Here is an 18,058-nt window from a genome sequence, read left to right as displayed (position 1 = left end):
CAACTTATTGCTCAGCGTCTTAGCATGCATTTGTATATGCCAGGTTAGCGCCAAGTTCATGCGCTTTCCGCGCAAAATCATTATAGCCGCGTTCGATCTGCCACGCGTCGGCAATCCGGGTTTCGCCGCGGGCGACCATGCCGAGCAGCGCGAGCGCCGCGCCGCAGCGCAGATCGAGCGCGCGGACATCGGCTCCCTCGATGGCGGCCCCTCCCGTAATGTGCGCGGCGCCGTCACGCACTTCGCTCGAAACGCCCATCCGGCCGAATTCGTCGAGATAGCCATAGCGTCCCGCAAACCGCAGATCGACCAGTCGGGAAACGCCGCGCGCGCACGCGCCCATCGCTGCGAACAGCGGCTGCATGTCCGAATTGATTCCCGGATAGGGACCCGTGCTGATCTCGACCGGGTAGGGGCGGCCCGAACGGACGATCGCCACGGGGCCGTCGCGGAAGATCCTGGCGCCGCTTTCGCGCAGGAAGATCAGCGGGACTTCGAGATCCTCGAACGGAAAATCGACGATCTCGACATCGCCGCCGGTCATCACCGAGCCGATCAGCCAGGTCATCGCCTCCATGTTGTCGGGCATGACGCGGTGCGTGATCCCGCCAAGCGTCGGCGCGCCGTCGATGACGATGCTTTCCTGGCCGTTGATCGTGATCGCCGCGCCCATCGACCGGAGGAACCGGGCAAGGTCGATGATCTCGGGCCGGATATGCGGGTTCCACAGCGTGGTTCGCCCCTTCGCCAGCGATCCGGCGATAAGCGCGTTCTCCGTCGCGCCCGTCGAGCGCAGCGGCAACGTGATCTCGGCACCGCGCAGGCCATCGGGCGCCTCCGCGTGCAACATGCCGTTTTCTTCCCAGACGCGCGCGCCGAGCTTGGTCAGCACCAGTTCGTGGAGATCGTATTTGCGATCGCCAAGGTCGCAGCCGCCAGGTGCGGGGACGGCGCCGGCGCCGGTCCGCGCGACCATCGCGCCGAGAATGAGCAGGGTGTTGCGGATCGAGCGGCCCTGCCATGCCAGCGTCGACGATGGCGGCGCCGTCTCGGCCTCGATCACGAGCGTCTCGCCGATCACGCGACAGGTCTTGCCGAGCGTCTCGAGCATGCCGACGTGAACGATGGCGTCGAGCAGTTCGCCGGGATAGTTGTGAAGGACGATCCGCTCGGGCGTCAGCAGCGACGCGGCAAGCAGCCGCAGGACGCTGTTCTTCGCGCCGCTGACGCGGACCTGGCCACGCAGTTGCGACGGCCGGACGGTCAGGATCCGCGTATCGCCTTCGCCGTCGCGCGACATGGCGGGCACCTCGGCCGAGTGCCGCGTTACAATAGTCACGTCGTCGCGCTCCATCTCTCGAGCATAGCCCTGGCGAGCCCTGCCCATCCGCGCGCCCGTCGCGCCCCTACGTCATGATCGGTGAGCGAAGCGAGTCCGCCTTAAGTCCCTAGGATTTCATGTGCCGCAGTCACGGCTCCGTTCGGCGCGACATAGCGCACTTCGGCCTGCATCGCTACGCCGGTCATCGCCGCCACCCGATCGCGCGCCAGCGCGATCAGCGACAGCACGTCGCGCGCGGTTGCGCCGCCCCTGTTGACGATGAAATTCGCGTGGTCGGGGGAGAACTGGGCGCTGCCCTGCGTCGCGCCTTTCAGTCCCGCCAGTTCGATGGCCTGGCCGGGGGGGCCGATCTTCTGGTAGAGCGCAGGGTCGCTGACGAAGACCGAGCCGCAATTGGCGTGGATGCGGGGAAACTTCGCGCGTCGTGCCGCCAGGATCGCGATCGCCTCGCGGCGGGACTCCTCGGACGCGCGATGCGGGAGCAGAAAGCCCGCGCGCGCGACGACGAGGCTGCCGTCCTGCAGCCGCGATCGCCGGTACCCGAAGTTGAGCTGGTCGCGATCGAGCCGGTGCAGCACGCCGTCGCGATCGAAGGCGTCGACCCATTCGACATGGTCGCCGATCCCCTTGCGCTGGCTGCCGCCGTTCATCGTGACGAGCCCGCCCAGCCGACCGGGGATGCCGATCGCATGGATGACGCCGCCCAGTCCCGCGCCGATGGCGAGGCGTACGAAGCTCGGCACCCAGAGCCCGGCCTCCGCCTCGATCCGGCCGGGCCCGCTATGTCGTACCGCCGCGATCGCCGGGCCGATACGGATGACCGTGCCGCGAAATCCTTCATCGGCAAACAGCAGGTTCGTGCCGTCACCGATGATGATGACCGGCTTGCCCAGATCCCGTGCGGCGACCAGTGCCAGGCCCAGCGACCGTGTCGATGTCGGCGTCAGGACAAGATCCGCCGGACCGCCGATCCGCCAGCGGCCGAGCGTCGACAGCGGGACGTGCGCGCGCGCCGTCACGCCCTCTATCGGTTGGAAATCAGGGGGAGGGGAGTGCATGAAGCCCGATCCGGCGCGATGGAAGACGAGCCGCGTGCATACACGGCATTTGCGCGTGTCCAAACCCGGCGGGTTCACGCCGCGTTGACGACTTTGGCGCTAGTGCCTAGGTTCCCGCGCTGCCCACTGGCATCGTCGCGTTGGCGCGGATCAAACGGAGCGGCGTGATCAATGCGAGTATTCGTAACAGGGCTGCGCGGCATCCCTGACATCATGGGCGGCGTCGAAAGCCACTGCGAGGAACTCTATCCCCGCGCGCTGTCACAGTCGCCACGGCTCGACGTCACGATCCTGGCGCGGCGGCCCTATGTGAACCGCGCGCCGTTCGACCATGACGGCCTCCATGTCGTTCCGCTGCCGTCGACACGCAACGCACGGCTCGAAGCGATCGTCGGTACGTTCTTCTCCGTGCTCCATGCGCGACGGCAGCGGGCGGATCTCATCCATATCCATGCGGTCGGGCCCGCGCTGCTGACGCCGCTCGCCCGGATCCTCGGGCTGCGCGTGGTGGTGACGCATCACGGCGAGGACTATGCTCGGGCGAAATGGGGACGATTTGCGCGCATCATGCTGCGGCTCGGCGAAAAGGCCGCGTTGCGGTTCGCGCAGGCGATCATCGTCGTCGCGCCGTCGCTGCGCGAGACGCTGGCGCGCGAGAACCCTGCTGCGAGCGACCGGCTGGTCTATATCCCGAACGGCACGTCGCGGCTTCCCGAGCAGGGGTCGGCCGCCGACGAGGTGCTCGCGGCCGCGGGCTTCGCGTCCGGCGACTATTTCCTGACGGTGGGGCGACTCGTCCCCGAAAAGGCGGTCGACCAGTTGATCGAGGCGGTTCGCCGCGTGCCGGGCGCAAAGCTTCTGGTGGTTGGCGGCTCGGATCATGAGAGCGCCTTTGCCGACCGTGTTCGTGCGATGGCCGACGCCGACGTCGTCTTTGCGGGCGTGCAGACCCGCGCGACCCTGCGCGACCTGTACCAACGCTGTCGCCTGTTCGTTTTGCCTTCGCTTCACGAGGGCCTGCCCATCGCCGCGCTCGAGGCAGGCTCGGTCGGCGCGCCGATGCTGTTGAGCGATATTCCGGCGAATACCGACATCGGCCTGCCGTCGCACCATTATTTCCGCACGGGATCGATCGACGATCTTGCGACCAAGCTTGCGGCGCCGGCCGAGACCTATGCCATCGATCCCGCCGCGCTGCGGCTGCGGTTCGACTGGAACGGCATCGCTGCGCAGACCCTGGCGGTGTACGACCGCGTCGCGAGCGGAAAAGCGCCACGCGAATGACGCTCCAATCCCGTCGCATGTTTGCGCGGGGTGGCGGTTCAGACGTCTGACGGAGCTGGCCCCAGCGGCCGTCCTATTCCGCCGCTGCGCAATGTTTTACACGGAGCGCGCTGTGTCTTTGTCGTACAGTCGACTCGGCGAACAGGCGTTGCGTCACTGCACGTAATCTGCAATTCCGCGGCGCAGCATTGTCCGACCGGGGCGAGTCTGGACCCGGACGGTCGCGATACAAGGCTTTTAATCTTCATGCGCATTACGATGATCGGTTCGGGGTATGTCGGGCTAGTTTCCGGAGCCTGCTTCGCAGATTTCGGGCACGACGTGGTTTGTGTCGACAAGGACAAGTCGAAGATCGACGCACTGCTCGCCGGTCGCATGCCGATCTTCGAGCCCGGCCTTGATCACCTCGTCGGCTCCAACGTCGCCGCGGGTCGCCTGAGCTTCACGACCGACCTCGCCGAAGGGGTGAAGGACGCGGACGCGGTCTTCATCGCGGTCGGGACGCCGTCGCGCCGCGGCGATGGCCACGCCGATCTTCGCTATGTCTACGCCGCCGTCGAAGAGGTCGCGATGTCGATCCAGGGCTTCACGGTCATCGTCGACAAGTCCACCGTGCCCGTCGGCACCGGTGACGAGGTCGCACGGCTGATGGCGGCGGCGAACCCCGATGCCGATTTCGCGGTCGTCTCCAATCCCGAATTCCTTCGCGAAGGCGCGGCGATCGACGACTTCAAGCGGCCCGACCGCATCGTCATCGGCGGCGACAACGAGCGCGCGATGCAGGTGATGCGTGACATCTATCGTCCGCTGCACATCAACAAGTCGCCAATCGTCGAGATGAGCCGGCGCGGGGCCGAGCTCACCAAATATGCCGGCAACGCGTTCCTCGCGACCAAGATCACGTTCATCAACGAGATCGCGGACCTGTGTGAAAAGGTCGGCGCGGACGTGCAGGACGTCGCGCGCGGCATCGGCCTTGACGGTCGCATCGGCGGCAAGTTCCTCCACGCCGGTCCCGGCTATGGTGGTTCGTGCTTCCCCAAGGACACGCTGGCGCTGCTGAAGACGGCGCAGGATTACGAGGCGCCGCAGCGTATCGTCGAGGCGGTCGTCGCGGTGAACGACAACCGCAAGCGTGCGATGGGCCGCAAGGTGATCGCGGCGATGGGCGGCGATGTTCGCGGCAAGACCGTCGCGGTCCTGGGCCTGACGTTCAAGCCGAACACCGACGACATGCGCGACAGTCCCGCGATTGCCGTCGTCCAGACGCTGCAGGACGCCGGCGCGACGATCCGTGCGTATGACCCGGAGGGCACCGAGCAGGCACAGAAGGTCCTGACCGACGTGGCGTATTGCGAAAACGCCTACGAGACGATGGAAGGCGCCGATGCGCTCGTGATCGTCACCGAATGGGATGCGTTCCGTGCGCTCGACCTGCCACGCGTCAAGTCGCTGCTGAGCGAGCCGATCCTGGTCGATCTGCGCAACATCTATCCGCGCGACATGGTCGAGTCGGCCGGGTTCACCTATCACGCGGTTGGCCGCTGATATGACTGCACCGGTTCTGGTCACCGGCGTGGCGGGTTTCATCGGCCACGCGACGGCCCACCGTCTGCTCGACCGCGGCGAGCAGGTGATCGGGATCGACATCGTCAACGATTACTATGATCCGGCGCTCAAGCACGCGCGTCTCGCGACGTTCGAGGGGCGTGAAGGCTTCCGGTTCGAGCAGGTCGACATCGCCGACGCCGATGCGGTGGCGGCGATCGTCCGCGACGTAGGCGTGACCCGCGTGGTCCATCTCGCGGCGCAGGCGGGCGTCCGCTACAGCATCGAGAACCCGTTCGCGTATGAGCGGTCCAACCTCGCGGGCCATCTTTCGGTGATGGAGGCGTGTCGGCACGCGCCGGGGTTCGAGCATCTCGTCTATGCCTCGTCGAGCTCGGTCTACGGCGATCGTCTCATGGGCGGACAGGGGTTCAGCGAGGACGAGCCCGCAATGGAGCCGGTTTCGCTCTATGCGGCAACGAAGCGCGCCTGCGAGCTGATGAGCGCGGCCTATACGAAGCTTTATGGCGGTCCGCAGACGGGATTGCGGTTCTTCACCGTCTATGGCCCCTGGGGGCGACCCGACATGGCCTATTTCTCGTTCACGCAGAAGATCCTGGCGGGCGAGACGATCGAGGTGTTCGGCGAAGGCAAGATGGCGCGCGATTTCACCTATATCGATGATATCGTGGACGGCATCCTCGGCGCGCTGGACAACCCGCCGGCGCGGCACGGCCACCGTATCCTCAACATCGGCGGCAGCCAGCCGGTCGGTCTGATGGAAATGATCACCTCGCTCGAGTCGGCGATCGGCCGCAAGGCGAACATGATCATGAAGCCGATGCAGCCGGGCGACGTCACCGCGACCTATGCCGACGTGTCCAAGCTGAAGGCGCTTTGCGGGTTCGAAGCCAAGACGCAGCTTCCCGAAGGCCTCGCGCGCTTCGCGACCTGGTACAAGGACTATGTCGGCGCGCGTTGAGCCCCCGTGCCACGTGCGCGATCGAGCCTGAGACTCGCCGATCGGACGGTATCGAGTCTGACCTGATCATCACCGGCGACGTGCCGGAAAGCGCGCGGCCGCCGGTTTAGTGCACGATCCCGCATCGTCATGCGTCGACGCCATGCGCAAAAAAAACGAAGCCGCCCTGACTGAGCGGCTTCGTTCTCGTGTCCAGTGCGCCCGCGACCCGGCTGTGCCGCGGGCGTGTGGGGGAGGGGCCGGAGCCGCTCCCCCGAGCGTCAGAAGTGCAGCGCGCCGACACCGACGGCCGAGCCGACATTGCTGTAGACGTAATATTCGGTGCCGTTGTTCGTGACGACGCCGTCATATTCGAGCGCGGAGGTGCCGCTCAGCGCGACGCTGCCATGATCGCCGCCCAGATCGAGCACGCCGTTCTTGCCGAACGTGATCTTGTTGTCGTTGTTGGCATCGGCGAGCTTGGTCGTGGTCACGAAGATGTCGTTCTTCGTGAACGACACCGTATCCTTGCCGAGCGACGAGACCGGGTTGGCGGTGTCGAAGAAGAAGACGTCGGTCGCGCTTGCGGTCGTGCGTCCGCGCAGGACGTCGTTGCCGAAACCGCTCTCATACACCTTCTGCCCGCTCGACGCGACCGGGCGGACCCGCGCGTCCTCATAGTAGAAGACGCCGTCGATGCTGCCCATCAGCCGCAGCCCGCTGCTGCCCTGCGCGCCGACCAGTTCGACCCGGTCGCCGTCGCTGCCGTCGAGCGTGAGCGACGCACCCTTCCAGGTGATGATCCCGTCGCCATTGGCGTCGTTGATCGCCTTGGTCGTGGCGAGGACATCGCCGCGCGACCAGTCGGTGATCCGATCCGCGCCCGACGTCCCGCCCGAGCGCAGTTCGAAGATGTCACGGCCGGCGCCACCGGTGAGGGCGTTGGCGACCTCGTTGCCGATGATCCGGTCGTTGCCGCCGCCACCGATCGCGTTCTCGATGACCGCGCCATAGGCGATCGAGACGTTGTCGGTGAACAACCCGCTCTTGAGCCCGAGCTGCGTCTTGAGGTCCTCGTAGAAGTCGTAGCTGGCCTGCGAGCGCGCTGCGAAGCCCAGCGCCGCGCGATTGGCATTGACCTGCTCGAGCGTCAGGAAGTCGTCGACACCGCCACCCGACGAGAAGGCCCCCTGGTTGAGGTCGATGGTCGACGACGTGTTCCAGCCGGAGAAGTCGAGCGTATCGGTGCCGCCCGCATCCCAGATCGCGACGATCGGCCGGGTATTGGCGGAGAAGTCATAGACGGCGTTGTCCGCGGTGGCGTTAAAGCCATAGACGGTGTTGCCGGTCCGAGTCGTCTGGTCGACGCCGTAGATCTTCTGGATGGCGGCGATGTCATGGACCAGCGGCGTGGCCGCATAGGCGAAGTTCAGCAGCGCCCAGTCGATATGCTGCGCCCCCGTCTCATACGCGTCGAAATAGCTCATGATGCTGTATTGGCGTGAATCCTGCGCGTAGAAGGCATCGCTCGCATAGGTGATCGGATCGGGCACGCCGTCGCCGTCATTGTCGTCGAGCGCGTTATAATCGCCGGGATGGCTCAGCCCGATCGCGTGACCGATCTCGTGCACCATCGTCGTCTGCGCGTAATAGCTTGCGGTCAGCGGCGAGAAGTTCGACGCGACGCCACCGTCGATCCAGACGTCGCCACCGAGCCGGCCATAATCCTCGAAGCCGAAATCCGCGAGGATCTCTGCATCGTCGGTGCTGCCAAACGGCAGATAGGCATAGGCCTGCGCGCCACCGGTCGCGGTATTGCCGAACGTGATGTCCGCCGACCCCGACTTGGTCTGCTCGAACGAAATCGCGACCAGGTCGTCCCACAACGTCATCGACCGCTGGGCAAGCGCCGTCTGACCGGCGTTGAACGCGGTGAAATCGAAATATTCGTTGAGCGCGACCGTGCCCGTGACGTTGGTGTAATAGCTGTTTCCCAGCTCTTCCTGGTTCAGCCAGAAGCCATAGTTCAGGACGCCGTCGTTTAGTTCGCCATAGTTGTTTGTGTACCAGTCATATCCCGACCGATTGAAGTTCGCGTTGATCTGATCCAGCGTCCAGATCGTCTTGTCATTGGATGTGCCGCCCGCATTGGGGTCGAGCGAAGCGGCGAGGGGAACGGGCCCGCCATCATTGTACGTCCCGCCGTCATTGAATCCTGCCGTTGATCCGGATGCTTCGAACGTCATGCTATTCTCCCTGTTTTAACCCTGTGTCGGCGGATATGTACGCGCGCCCGGACTGCCTATTCTGGTCTGTTCCCGGCGTTGCGATGATGAGGCAGGCTTTTCTGCAACACTTCGTCGATCTGTGGTCGTGGCGGCGCCGTGCCGTGCCAGGCGACACTGTACCGCGCGGGCGATTCGGCGTCGTCGATCTCGACGGCGCGGCGGACGACGACGACGAGGTGTTCGCCCTGCGGATGCTGTTCGATCGCGACGGCAACGATGACGGTGTCACGGTCCGCCTTGGTCGCGCGGTGGTCCCGCGAGATGGGGGTTACCGGCAGAAGCGAGCGCCGCCGCGCTTCGTCGGCGATGACGTCGCATAGCGCGGGCGCGATCCCCGTGTCGCACATCAGGCCGATACGCGCCGCACCGCGCCATAGCGGGGACGGCATCGCGCGTTGCGGCCACGGTGCGGCGTCCACAGCGTCAGGTGCGGCGGCAGCCAGCGGCGACGCTATCATCATGGACAATCCGACTGGCCCCCACACGGTGTTCCGCTCCCCCCATCTTGGTTAATGAAGCTGACACTTTTATTACAAAAGTCAACGACATTGCGGGGCGGTATCGTGCGCGTGACGAACGCATCACGTTTGGATGATGCGTGAGCGGTGGAGGTGGTGGCGCGCGCGGTTTGCGATCAGCCGTGCGCGTGGATGATCGCTTCTTACGGACAGGCGTCAGGGGTAGCGTGAGTCGGGTTCCGCGTGGCGGCCGGCCGTCGACACGAGCCTTGGTCAGCCGACCGCCGATCTGCTCGCGAGTGTCACTGCCAGCATCGATGTTTCCGCAGCGTCGCGTTGCGAACAGCGGCGGTGTTTCGGGTACCCATGATGACCGTAGCGCGCGGTCCGCCGCGGTTGGCCTCGCAGCGCAGCGGGCATCATGTCGTGACAGACGATGTCACGACCATCTGGTCGCAATCGCCAGCTCCAACGCCGCCGTGGGCAATCGCATCGTTATTACACGAAAACGGTATGGACGGGACGGCGCCACATCCGCCAGCCTATGTCCGGCCTAAAGATTAGCGGCCATGCTTGCGACCAAGACATGGCCTGACCGGCTTTACTGGAACCTGCAGACGAGTGCAGGCGCATACAGTCTGAAAGTCATGCCTCCGCACAAGAACTTGCGCCGCTTGTCAGAAATGAGGCGGCGCAGATCGGCAGCATGTATTTCACCGGTCTTGCCAAGACCTGTTACGCATAGGCCAACATCAACGCCAACGCGATCAGCATCCAAATGACGATGCTGATGGAAAGGCCCACGACAAGCCCGAACATGGCCTGCGGGGCATCGTGGTACGACGGCGGTTGTATCACAGAGCGGTGAAACTCATTCATGGCACTCTCCTCAGCGGTCATATCGCTCGCTTTGTCTCAACATGGGACAGGGAGTGCCGGAAATCAAACAAAAATATGCAATTACGCGAAATTTTCGAACGAAACTTCTATTGTGAAGCCACCATGTATTCGAGTCTTAGTTGAATTTGAAAAAACCAATTAATTCAATGGGCAGCGTCCTGGACTTAATAGTAGCGGTAGGAAGTGAGATTAAGAAGCAAATGGGACGACAATAAAAAATCGTTTATAACCGGACGCGCGATAATATTATCATCCCTTTGTTGTAAGAATATGGCGAACCGTCGGAGCCGGCGGCGATCGGCAAATAGTCCTCGCAAGGCTTGCAGGAGCAGCAGCGCGGCCCGAAGCAATCGGTCGGCACGAGCGCGAGGCGAATGCCGTGCGTGAATTGTCCGACTAGTACCGCCCCAAAGCAACTACCGCCCGAGTTCGCCCGGGGGTGGCCATGATCTCCTCGGGGCATCGCACGCGCCGTCGACCAGTGACTGTTGTTCCGGTCATGGTCGGATCGTTAAACGGGGGAGGATCGCGGTCATGCGTGGACCGTCGACGCGCGGCGGCGGGGGCGTTGCGACTCGCACCCGCCGCAGCGTCGCGCGCGCGACGCGGACGCGCGCGAACCGCCCGCTTCAAGCTCCTCGTATCGCCGTGGTCAGCGTTTCCGCACGAACTCCGCGCGCAGTACCAGCCCCTTGATACCCTCGTATCGGCAGTCGATCTCCTGCGCATCACCGGTAAGCCGGATCGACTTGATCAGCGTCCCGCGCTTGAGCGTCTGACCTGCGCCCTTGACGGTCAGGTCCTTGATCAGCGTCACCTGGTCGCCGTCCGCGAGGACGTTGCCGACCGAATCGCGGACGACGACGCCATCCTCGCCAGCATCCTTGTCCGCCCCGGCGCCTGCGGCCACCCACTCGCCGGTCGCCTCGTCATAGACATAGCTGTCCTCGGCGCCGGTCCCGGCCGTCGTCTCGGACCCGCTCATTTCAGCGTGGTCATCTCGACGGGCTTGCCCTTGGTCGTCGGGTTCGCAGCGTTCGCCTTGGGCGCCTTTTCGGCCTTGGGCTTGCGCACTTCCTTGTTCGACTTCTTCTGGCTCTTGGCCATGATGCTGCCCCTTTGACGGAGCGGAGCGCCCCGGTGCCGCCATGCTACACGGTCACGGTGCCGCACGCGCGCATATTCGCGGGCGTGCGCGCCACCCGGAGGATCGCCCGGGATCGCAACCTCGACCCGGCCGGCGCGTTGAAGAAGATCATGGAGGCGGGGATGCGATGCATATGATGACCAGGCTCGTTCCCATCGCGCTCGCGGCGTTCGCGCTCACGGGCTGCGGCAAGGCCGACGACCGGGCGCAGGCCGATGCGGTCGGAAACTTCACGCCGCCGGCGATGCGCGCGCCCAAGCCGATGGCAGGGCAGGCGCAGACGACGCCGATCACCGCCTATGTCGGCAAATATCCGCACGATGCGGTTGGCGGGGTCGATTTCTTCGACCGGACCGAGGTCGCGAACGCGTTGATCGACGCGGTCGGCGACGACAAGGTCCGCACGCTGATCCGGACCCGCGACGGTCCCGAGACGCCGATCTTCCGGCGCGGGCCGCGCGTTGCCGCCTGGGGCTGCGAGCAGCATAATTGCGGCGATCACAACTGGATGTTCGCGGTCGCCGCGGATGCGAGCCAGGCCGGCGATGCCGATGCCGGACGACCCGAGGCCTGTTATCACGATGCGGACAGCATGGGCGATCGCAGCCGCTGGTATGGCAATGGCGGATCGACCTTCCGTCCCGGTTCCTGTCCGTCGGAGGGATAAGCAATGCTCGAACATCTTCCCGCGTGGCTCGGTCATGCAATGCAGGGGTGGCGCGCGGGCGCCGACTCGGTCGTGATCGCGCAATCCGATCTCGCTGCTGGTGCGACGGCGGACGCGCAGCTTGCGTCGCTCGACCTGTCGAGCCCGGCGTTTGCGCCCGACGCGCGCCTGCCCGAGCGCTTTACCGCGGACGGTGACGGTGTCTCGCCGCCGCTCGTCTGGGGTGCCGCCCCGGCGGGCACCGCGGCGTTTGCGCTGATCGTCGAGGATGCCGACGCGCCGACGCCACAGCCACTCGTCCACGCGGTCGTGTGGAACATCGCTGCCGACGCAAACGGTCTTGCCGAGGGTGCGATCGTCGCCGACGGCGCCGGCCACGCCAACGCTGCGATGCCCGGGGATGTCGGTCGCAACTCATATCTGCGCGAGGGATGGCTGCCGCCCGATCCGCCGACCGGGCACGGGCTCCACCGCTATGTCTTCCAGCTTTTCGCGCTCGACTCCGCACTCGGGGATCCGGGGACGTCACCCGGTCGATCCGCCTTCGTCGAGGCGATAAGGGGGCATGTGCTCGCCGCGGGGGTCCTGGTCGGGACCTATTCGCGCGAGGAGGAGGCGCCGGTCGGACCGGTATCGTCAGGCGTGCTCGCCTGACCGGATCGGCGCGTGCCGATACCCTGTGTCAGATGAACGCGGCGCTGTGCGTCGTGATCAGCAGGACGGTCGTTGAAAATGCGGCGAGGCCGATCAGCAGGCTGCGGGCCATGGTGTGTCTCCGGTTATACGCGATGAGGTGAAGGCGGCGCGTGGCTCAGGCGATCGGGACGATCGGAGCGGCGGCGCTGACGGCGATCGCGGCGAAGACGACTGCGCCGACGAACGAGACGGCGATGCGCTTGGCAGCTTCGATACGGGCGGAGGCGAAGAGGAAGGTCATGATGGCAGTCCCTGTGATGTCGGCGTCCGGACCATCCGGCGTCGATATCCAGGGCGTTGCATGCAGCGTGCCAATTCAGCATGTGACTGAAACGAGCCGATATTGTTTGTGCGGCCTTGGCCAGACAGCAATTTACGCCATGCCGACCGGCCGGATATCCCATTTATCGGCGCGGTTGACGCCGCACCCGGTCAGGCGGTGCACACCCGATCGCGACCATCGCCCTTGGCGGTGTACAGAAGCCGGTCCGCGCGCAGGAACGCCGCCTCCGCGGTTTCGTCCGCGTGGATCGCGGTCACGCCTGCGGAGAACGTCACCTGCCCCAGCGGCCGGTCGGTCTCGCGGTTGCGGAACCGCTTTGCCGCGACCATCGCCCGAACCGAATCGAGCAGCGCGGCGGCATCGCTCAGGCTGACGCCCTGCATCAGTACCGCGAATTCCTCGCCGCCGTGACGGACGACGAGATGCCCACCGCATCCCTCCGCGATGGTCTGCCCGATGACCGTCAGGACGCGGTCGCCGACGCCGTGACCGAACGCATCGTTGACGCGCTTGAACCGGTCGACGTCGCACACCGCGAGGCAATAGGGGCCGGCATCGAGGTCGCGCGCGGCAAACGCCTCGTCGAACGCGCGGCGGTTGGGCAGCCCGGTCAGCGTGTCGCGCCGGGCGGTGTCGCGCGCCTCGGCCAGCTTGGCGCGCAACAGGTTGGTTTCCTCGGTCGCGGTCGCCAGCCGCACTTCGGATTCGCGGATCCGCTCGATCATCGCGCTGGTGATCCGCGTGATCTGGTCGATCTCCGCAAGTCCGGGCGCTATCGTGATCGCCGCGGCGCTCTCGGCGAGCTCGTGGCCAAGCCCGCGGGTCTCGGCATGGATCGTTTGCATGATCGAGGCGAAGTCGTTGACCTGCTCCTGCGTCTCGGCGACCAGCCGGTCCGCCTCGCCGTTGCGGACATCGGCGTCGCCGGTCGACACGGGGATCACGACCTGTCCGCCGAGCGCCTCGATATCCTTGCGCAACAGCCGCACGCCGCCCTCGGTCAGCCGCGCCACCGTGGCGGCAAGCGGACCATCGGGCGCGGCGAGCACGCTGTAGGCAAAGCTGTAATGCGCCGGTTCGGGGCTTAGTCGGTGGTCACGGAGAAACTGTCCGATCCGCTCGAACAATCCCTCCACTGCCATCGCCCGTGCGCCCTGCGCATCTCGCATGTTATCGCCCCCGATTCGGCTTCAAGATAAACCCGAAAAGGTTAGTAAGCGATGACGATTAATGCGTTATCGCCGGTTAAGGTTCTCGACTGCGGCAAGCGTCGTCGTGACGTGATCGGTCGGATTCATGTTGTCGTGGACAAAGGCGACGCGTCCGTCCTTGCCGATGACATAGCTGGTCCGCTTCGTCACGTTGCGACCCAGCACTTGCTTCCCCAGCGCGACGTCATAGCCCGCGACGACCTTTGGCCCGGCGCTCGCGACCGCGAACTTGCCCGCGCACTTTTCCGCCGAGAACTTGCTGAGCGTCTCGACATTGTCCGCCGACATGCCGATGACCGTCGCACCTGCCTTGGTGAAGGCGGGGATCGCCTCGGCAAAGGCATGCGCCTCGGCGTTGCAGCCGCCCGTGTACGCCGCCGGGAAGAAATAGAGGACGACAGGACCCTTTTTGAGTTGTTCGGCCAGGTGGACGGTGAAGACCTTGCCCGCGATCGCGCCACGGGTGGTGAAGTCGGGAGCCTTGGCGCCGGGCGCCAGCGCCGCGAATGCCGGTGCGGCAGTGAGAAGAGCGACGGCGGCGAGAGTCGAGACGAGGCGCATGGGCGATACTCCGGTTGGATCGCAATGACCTACGCCGCGCCGTGCGCCTCGTCCATTGCTCATGACGGCGTGCGCCGATAGGCAGGGAATATGCCAGTAACCCAAGCCGATATCGACCTCGCGCACCGCCTCGCGGATGCCGCGGGCCACGTCATCCGACCCTATTTCCGCCATGAGCACGGCGTCGAGATCAAGGACGACCAGTCCCCCGTCACGCGCGCGGACCGTGAGGCCGAATCGGCGATGCGTCGGCTGCTCGACGCCGAACGCTCGGGCGACGGGATCGTCGGTGAGGAGTTTGGCGAGAAGACCGGTGTCACCAACCGCAAATGGGTGCTCGACCCGATCGACGGCACGCGCAGCTTCACCGTCGGCCGTGCGATCTTCGGGACGCTGATCGCGCTCGTCGAGGATGGCTGGCCGGTGCTCGGGATCATCGACCAGCCGGTCCAGCGCGAACGCTGGGTCGGCGTCGCGGGGCGGCCGACGACGCTCAACGGCGTCCCGGTACGCACGCGCGCCTGTCGCGATCTCGCGGGATCGACGATCGCCACGACCAGCCCGCATCTGTTCGGCGAGGGCGATGTCCCGCATTATCTCGCGCTGGTCGCCGCCATATCGGGCGGCAATCCGCGGCAGGGGCCCGTCTATGGCGGCGACTGCTATAACTACGGTCTGCTGGCGAGCGGCCATCTCGACGTCGTCTGCGAATCCGGTCTCCAGCTCTACGACTTCGCCGCGCTGGTGCCGGTCGTCGAAGGCGCCGGCGGGATGATGTGCGACTGGAACGGCGACCCGCTGACCGCCGCGAGCGAGGGCCATGTGCTCGCGATCGGCGATCCCGCGAGGCTGGATGATGTGCTCGAGGCGATGCACCGGATCGCGGGCGATGCGCACGACCATGGCGGTTCGCATGACCACGGCGATCACGAGCATTGAGAGCGTCTTGGTGGGAAGGCGGGCGTTAGGCCGCGCACCCAGTCCCATATCCGTCATCCCGGCGAAAGCCGGGACCCATGGACACGGCACGGTCGCTAACCGCGCTGGCCGAAACCATGGGCCCCGGCGTTCGCCGGGGTGACGGGAAGGGTAGGGCCGGTAAGGTAAAACGCGCGGCGCGGTTGTGACCAAAGCCGCCGCCGCCTTAGAAGATTCCGAGAAACTTCTTTTTCTGGCCCTTCTTCTCGGCCTCCGACGTCTTGCCATCCTCGGCCTTGGCCGTCGTTCCCCGGCCGACATCGTCACGCGCCTCGCCCTTGGTCGTCCGCTGCGCCTTGGCCGTCGCACCCGCCAGCACCGGGCCGCACGCGGTGGCCTTCGCATCGCCGACATCGACGAAGGCGAGGATCCCCGCCACCGGCGTCGCCACCAGCGCGAGTCCCAGCCCGCTGCCGACCCGCGCGAGCAGGTCCTTCGAGATGACGCTCATCCTGGGCGCCGCGAACACGCCGCCGAACCCCACGGGCGACTGTCCGGCGAACAGGCTGAACTTCTTCGAATCGGCGCGGAAGGCCAAGTCGACCGCCTCGTTGCGGAAGCTGAACCCGCCGCGGCCGACGATCACGTTCTTGCGCGTGTCGATCAGGATCGGGTCCGCCGCCGCGACGCCGCCGCGCACCGTGAAGCCGATCAGCCCGCAATTGACCTGCACGGGTTCGTCGAGCTTGCCCTGGAACATCCGCTGCGCAAACGTGCCGATGTCGAGCTCGGCGAGCTGGACGTTGCGCACCGACAGCGCGCCCGACGGCATCACGAACGCGATCCGCCCGCGCGACGACGCCAGCGAATCATGGATCGAATCGCCGCGACCATCGAGCTTGATCCGGCCCTTGATCGTCCCCGTCGTCCCCGCCTCGGCCAGGCCGTAGCCCTTGAGCAGCCGCCCCAGCGGCGTCGGGGCGAGGCGGATGTCGTAGGACACCGCGCTCGGCCGCGACCGCGTGTCGAAGACCACGTCGGAGGCGACGTTGCCGCGCGCCATCGCGAAGGTCAGCGGCGACAGCGCGAGTCGCCCGCGCTCGAGGTCGAGCGTCAGGTCGACGTTCGAGATCGGGATGTTCTTCGACCGGACCACGCCGATCGTCCATTTCAGATCGGCGTCGAAGATCCGCATCGTCTCGATCGGGAAGTTCGCATCGGGCAGCAGACGCTCGGTCCCCGCACCCGTCGCCGCGGCGGCGGCCACCGCGCCCTTCGTCTCGACGATATCCGGATTATAGCCGATGAACGGCGCGGCATCGACGATGTCGAGACTCCTGGTCGCCAGCACCGAATCGAGATGGATACGGTCACCATTGGTGATGGTCAGCTTGCCCGCCAGATCGGTCTTGCCAGCGATGCCGGTAATCCGCGTGAAGCGGTATTTCTCGCCGGTCTTCACCATCTGCCCGCGCAGGCGATAGGTCCGTGTGTTGGGGATCGCCACGTCGATGACGCCGAGCAGCGTCGACAGGTTGGCGCCGCGTGCGGTCACCGCGAGCGGCACGTTCTCGACATCGGCGATGCTGGGCAGCGTGCCGGCGACATCGATGACGTTCCCGGCCGCGCGCATCCGCGCGACGAGCTTGTTCTGCCCGCGGTTGGCGGTGGCGTCGGGCGACAGGAGTTGCGCGATCACCGTGAACGGCGTCTCGCGCAGCCGTCCGGTGCCCTTCAGTCCGACCGCGCGACCGATCGTCGCGTCGACCGACCGGATGTCGGCAACGTCGAGATTGGCGAGCACACGCATCCGCGGATCGAGATAGCGCACGCTCGTGCCCGTCACCGTCGCGACGTCGATCCGCGGAAATTCGAGCGGCTTGCCGCCCTTCTTGTCGCTGAACGTCCAAGTGTTGGCGCTATGCGCCGCGTTCCATTCCAGATCGACCGCACCATCGACCAGATCGAGCCAGTAGAGCCGCCGCTTGCCGAAGATCAGCGACAGCGGCGCGATCCGCGTGTCCAGCTTCTCCGCCTGGAACAGGTTGGGGCGGCTCGCCCAGTCGGGGTTCGAGAGCGTGAAGCGCTCGGCGTAGAACTTGATCCGGAACGGCGCGAAATAGAGCTGGAAATCGCCGCGGACGGTGACCGTGCGGTGAGTCAGCGATCCGACGATCCGTTCGAACGGATGCTTCAGGAAGCGGCCCTTGGTGATGTAGAGCACCAGCCAGATCGCTGCGATCACCGCGACGATCCCGATCAGGACGTTGCGGACGATCCGCCGCACCCGGCGCGGACGCGCCTCGGTCGGGGCAGGGGAGGCGATCGGCTGCGGCGCGCTTTGGTCCATGAAAGAACGTATCGCATGGCGGGCGCTGCGGTTCCAAATGGTGGACAATGGCGCCACGCCCGTCTATGCGCGCCGCTTCCTCGAAGGGAACGCGTTCGACGAATCGCCCGGCCAGTGTGGGCTGCCGCGGCGATTTCAGCGTCCTCCTTCGTAACCGAAAGGATAAAAATGCCCAAGCTGAAGACCAAGAGCGGCGTCAAGAAGCGCTTCAAGCTCACCGCCACCGGCCTGCTCAAGCACGGCGTCGCCGGCAAGCGTCACCGTCTGGCGCATCACAACGGCAAGTACATCCGTCAGAACCGCGGCACCAAGCTGCTGTCCAAGGCCGATACCGCAGCAGTGAAGGCCTGGGCGCCTTACGGCCTGCGTTGAGCTGAGAAGGAATT

Annotated in this window: 18 protein-coding genes; 7 read left to right on the top strand and 11 right to left on the bottom strand. The window is 65.7% G+C overall.

Features of this window, described 5'->3' with window-relative positions; translation table 11 throughout:
- Positions 1-19: 19 nt before the first annotated feature.
- Both ASE72_RS06460 and murB read right to left on the bottom strand, forming a co-directional pair.
- The gene (locus ASE72_RS06460) at positions 20-1,339 is read right to left on the bottom strand and encodes a UDP-N-acetylglucosamine 1-carboxyvinyltransferase (protein WP_200916170.1); all 1,320 of its coding nucleotides are present in this window, start codon (positions 1,337-1,339) and stop codon (positions 20-22) included.
- Positions 1,340-1,440: 101 nt separating this feature from the next.
- The gene (gene murB / locus ASE72_RS06455; RefSeq protein WP_056018064.1) at positions 1,441-2,361 is read right to left on the bottom strand and encodes a UDP-N-acetylmuramate dehydrogenase; all 921 of its coding nucleotides are present in this window, start codon (positions 2,359-2,361) and stop codon (positions 1,441-1,443) included.
- A 210-nt stretch (positions 2,362-2,571) separates the two neighbouring features.
- Between murB and ASE72_RS06450 the strand changes: the two genes are divergently transcribed.
- The 3 genes from ASE72_RS06450 (at position 2,572) to ASE72_RS06440 (ending at position 6,214) form a co-directional block, all read left to right on the top strand.
- Positions 2,572-3,684 carry a glycosyltransferase family 4 protein gene (locus ASE72_RS06450; RefSeq protein ID WP_082445810.1) on the top strand — a complete coding sequence of 371 codons (1,113 nt, stop codon included), beginning with the start codon at positions 2,572-2,574 and terminating at the stop codon, positions 3,682-3,684.
- A gap of 246 nt (positions 3,685-3,930) precedes the next feature.
- Entirely contained in the window at positions 3,931-5,232 is a 1,302-nt protein-coding gene (locus tag ASE72_RS06445) for a UDP-glucose dehydrogenase family protein (RefSeq protein ID WP_056018060.1), read from the top strand.
- A 1-nt stretch (position 5,233) separates the two neighbouring features.
- Complete coding sequence (locus ASE72_RS06440; protein ID WP_056018058.1) at positions 5,234-6,214, top strand: SDR family NAD(P)-dependent oxidoreductase; 981 nt, start codon at positions 5,234-5,236, stop codon at positions 6,212-6,214.
- A 260-nt stretch (positions 6,215-6,474) separates the two neighbouring features.
- On the opposite strand, the gene ASE72_RS06435 is transcribed toward ASE72_RS06440, so the two are convergent.
- From ASE72_RS06435 to ASE72_RS21030, 5 genes are all read right to left on the bottom strand, one after another.
- A complete protein-coding gene (locus ASE72_RS06435; protein ID WP_056018055.1) occupies positions 6,475-8,439 on the bottom strand; it encodes a M10 family metallopeptidase C-terminal domain-containing protein in 1,965 nt (654 codons plus the stop codon).
- 56 nt (positions 8,440-8,495) lie between these two features.
- Positions 8,496-8,942, bottom strand: coding sequence for a hypothetical protein (locus tag ASE72_RS06430; protein WP_056018052.1), 447 nt, complete (start codon positions 8,940-8,942; stop codon positions 8,496-8,498).
- Between the two features lie 732 nt (positions 8,943-9,674).
- Complete coding sequence (locus ASE72_RS20145; protein ID WP_156350149.1) at positions 9,675-9,818, bottom strand: hypothetical protein; 144 nt, start codon at positions 9,816-9,818, stop codon at positions 9,675-9,677.
- Positions 9,819-10,491: 673 nt separating this feature from the next.
- The gene (locus tag ASE72_RS06425) at positions 10,492-10,824 is read right to left on the bottom strand and encodes an alkylphosphonate utilization protein (RefSeq protein WP_056018050.1); all 333 of its coding nucleotides are present in this window, start codon (positions 10,822-10,824) and stop codon (positions 10,492-10,494) included.
- Positions 10,821-10,946 carry a hypothetical protein gene (locus ASE72_RS21030; protein ID WP_268795884.1) on the bottom strand — a complete coding sequence of 42 codons (126 nt, stop codon included), beginning with the start codon at positions 10,944-10,946 and terminating at the stop codon, positions 10,821-10,823. Before ASE72_RS21030 ends, ASE72_RS06425 begins: the two co-directional genes overlap by 4 nt.
- Positions 10,947-11,122: 176 nt before the next feature.
- Here ASE72_RS21030 and ASE72_RS06420 point away from each other — a divergent pair, with 176 nt between their 5' ends.
- On the top strand, positions 11,123-11,653 hold the full coding sequence (locus ASE72_RS06420; RefSeq protein ID WP_056019109.1) for a hypothetical protein: 531 nt from the start codon (positions 11,123-11,125) through the stop codon (positions 11,651-11,653).
- A 3-nt stretch (positions 11,654-11,656) separates the two neighbouring features.
- Positions 11,657-12,307 (top strand): YbhB/YbcL family Raf kinase inhibitor-like protein, encoded by a 651-nt coding sequence (locus ASE72_RS06415; RefSeq protein ID WP_056018048.1) that lies wholly within the window; start codon positions 11,657-11,659, stop codon positions 12,305-12,307.
- Between the two features lie 157 nt (positions 12,308-12,464).
- Here ASE72_RS06415 and ASE72_RS21025 read toward each other — a convergent pair whose 3' ends face one another.
- The 3 genes from ASE72_RS21025 to ASE72_RS06405 form a co-directional block, all read right to left on the bottom strand.
- Entirely contained in the window at positions 12,465-12,590 is a 126-nt protein-coding gene (locus ASE72_RS21025) for a hypothetical protein (protein ID WP_268795883.1), read from the bottom strand.
- A gap of 191 nt (positions 12,591-12,781) precedes the next feature.
- Positions 12,782-13,801 (bottom strand): GGDEF domain-containing protein, encoded by a 1,020-nt coding sequence (locus ASE72_RS06410; RefSeq protein WP_056018046.1) that lies wholly within the window; start codon positions 13,799-13,801, stop codon positions 12,782-12,784.
- 66 nt (positions 13,802-13,867) lie between these two features.
- Positions 13,868-14,404 (bottom strand): peroxiredoxin, encoded by a 537-nt coding sequence (locus ASE72_RS06405; protein ID WP_056018044.1) that lies wholly within the window; start codon positions 14,402-14,404, stop codon positions 13,868-13,870.
- 90 nt (positions 14,405-14,494) lie between these two features.
- On the opposite strand from ASE72_RS06405, the gene ASE72_RS06400 reads away from it, so the two are divergent.
- Positions 14,495-15,343, top strand: a complete 849-nt coding sequence (locus ASE72_RS06400; RefSeq protein ID WP_056018042.1) for an inositol monophosphatase family protein — start codon at positions 14,495-14,497, stop codon at positions 15,341-15,343.
- Positions 15,344-15,548: 205 nt separating this feature from the next.
- Here ASE72_RS06400 and ASE72_RS06395 read toward each other — a convergent pair whose 3' ends face one another.
- Positions 15,549-17,672, bottom strand: coding sequence for an AsmA family protein (locus ASE72_RS06395; RefSeq protein ID WP_056018040.1), 2,124 nt, complete (start codon positions 17,670-17,672; stop codon positions 15,549-15,551).
- Between the two features lie 168 nt (positions 17,673-17,840).
- Here ASE72_RS06395 and rpmI point away from each other — a divergent pair, with 168 nt between their 5' ends.
- Entirely contained in the window at positions 17,841-18,044 is a 204-nt protein-coding gene (gene rpmI / locus ASE72_RS06390) for a 50S ribosomal protein L35 (RefSeq protein ID WP_031395289.1), read from the top strand.
- Positions 18,045-18,058: the final 14 nt, after the last annotated feature.

This window comes from Sphingomonas sp. Leaf20 (genome assembly GCF_001421535.1).
In the GTDB taxonomy this organism is placed as follows: domain Bacteria; phylum Pseudomonadota; class Alphaproteobacteria; order Sphingomonadales; family Sphingomonadaceae; genus Sphingomonas.
Note: the sequence above shows the minus strand (reverse complement) of the source record. Positions and strands in the feature narration are given on the sequence as shown.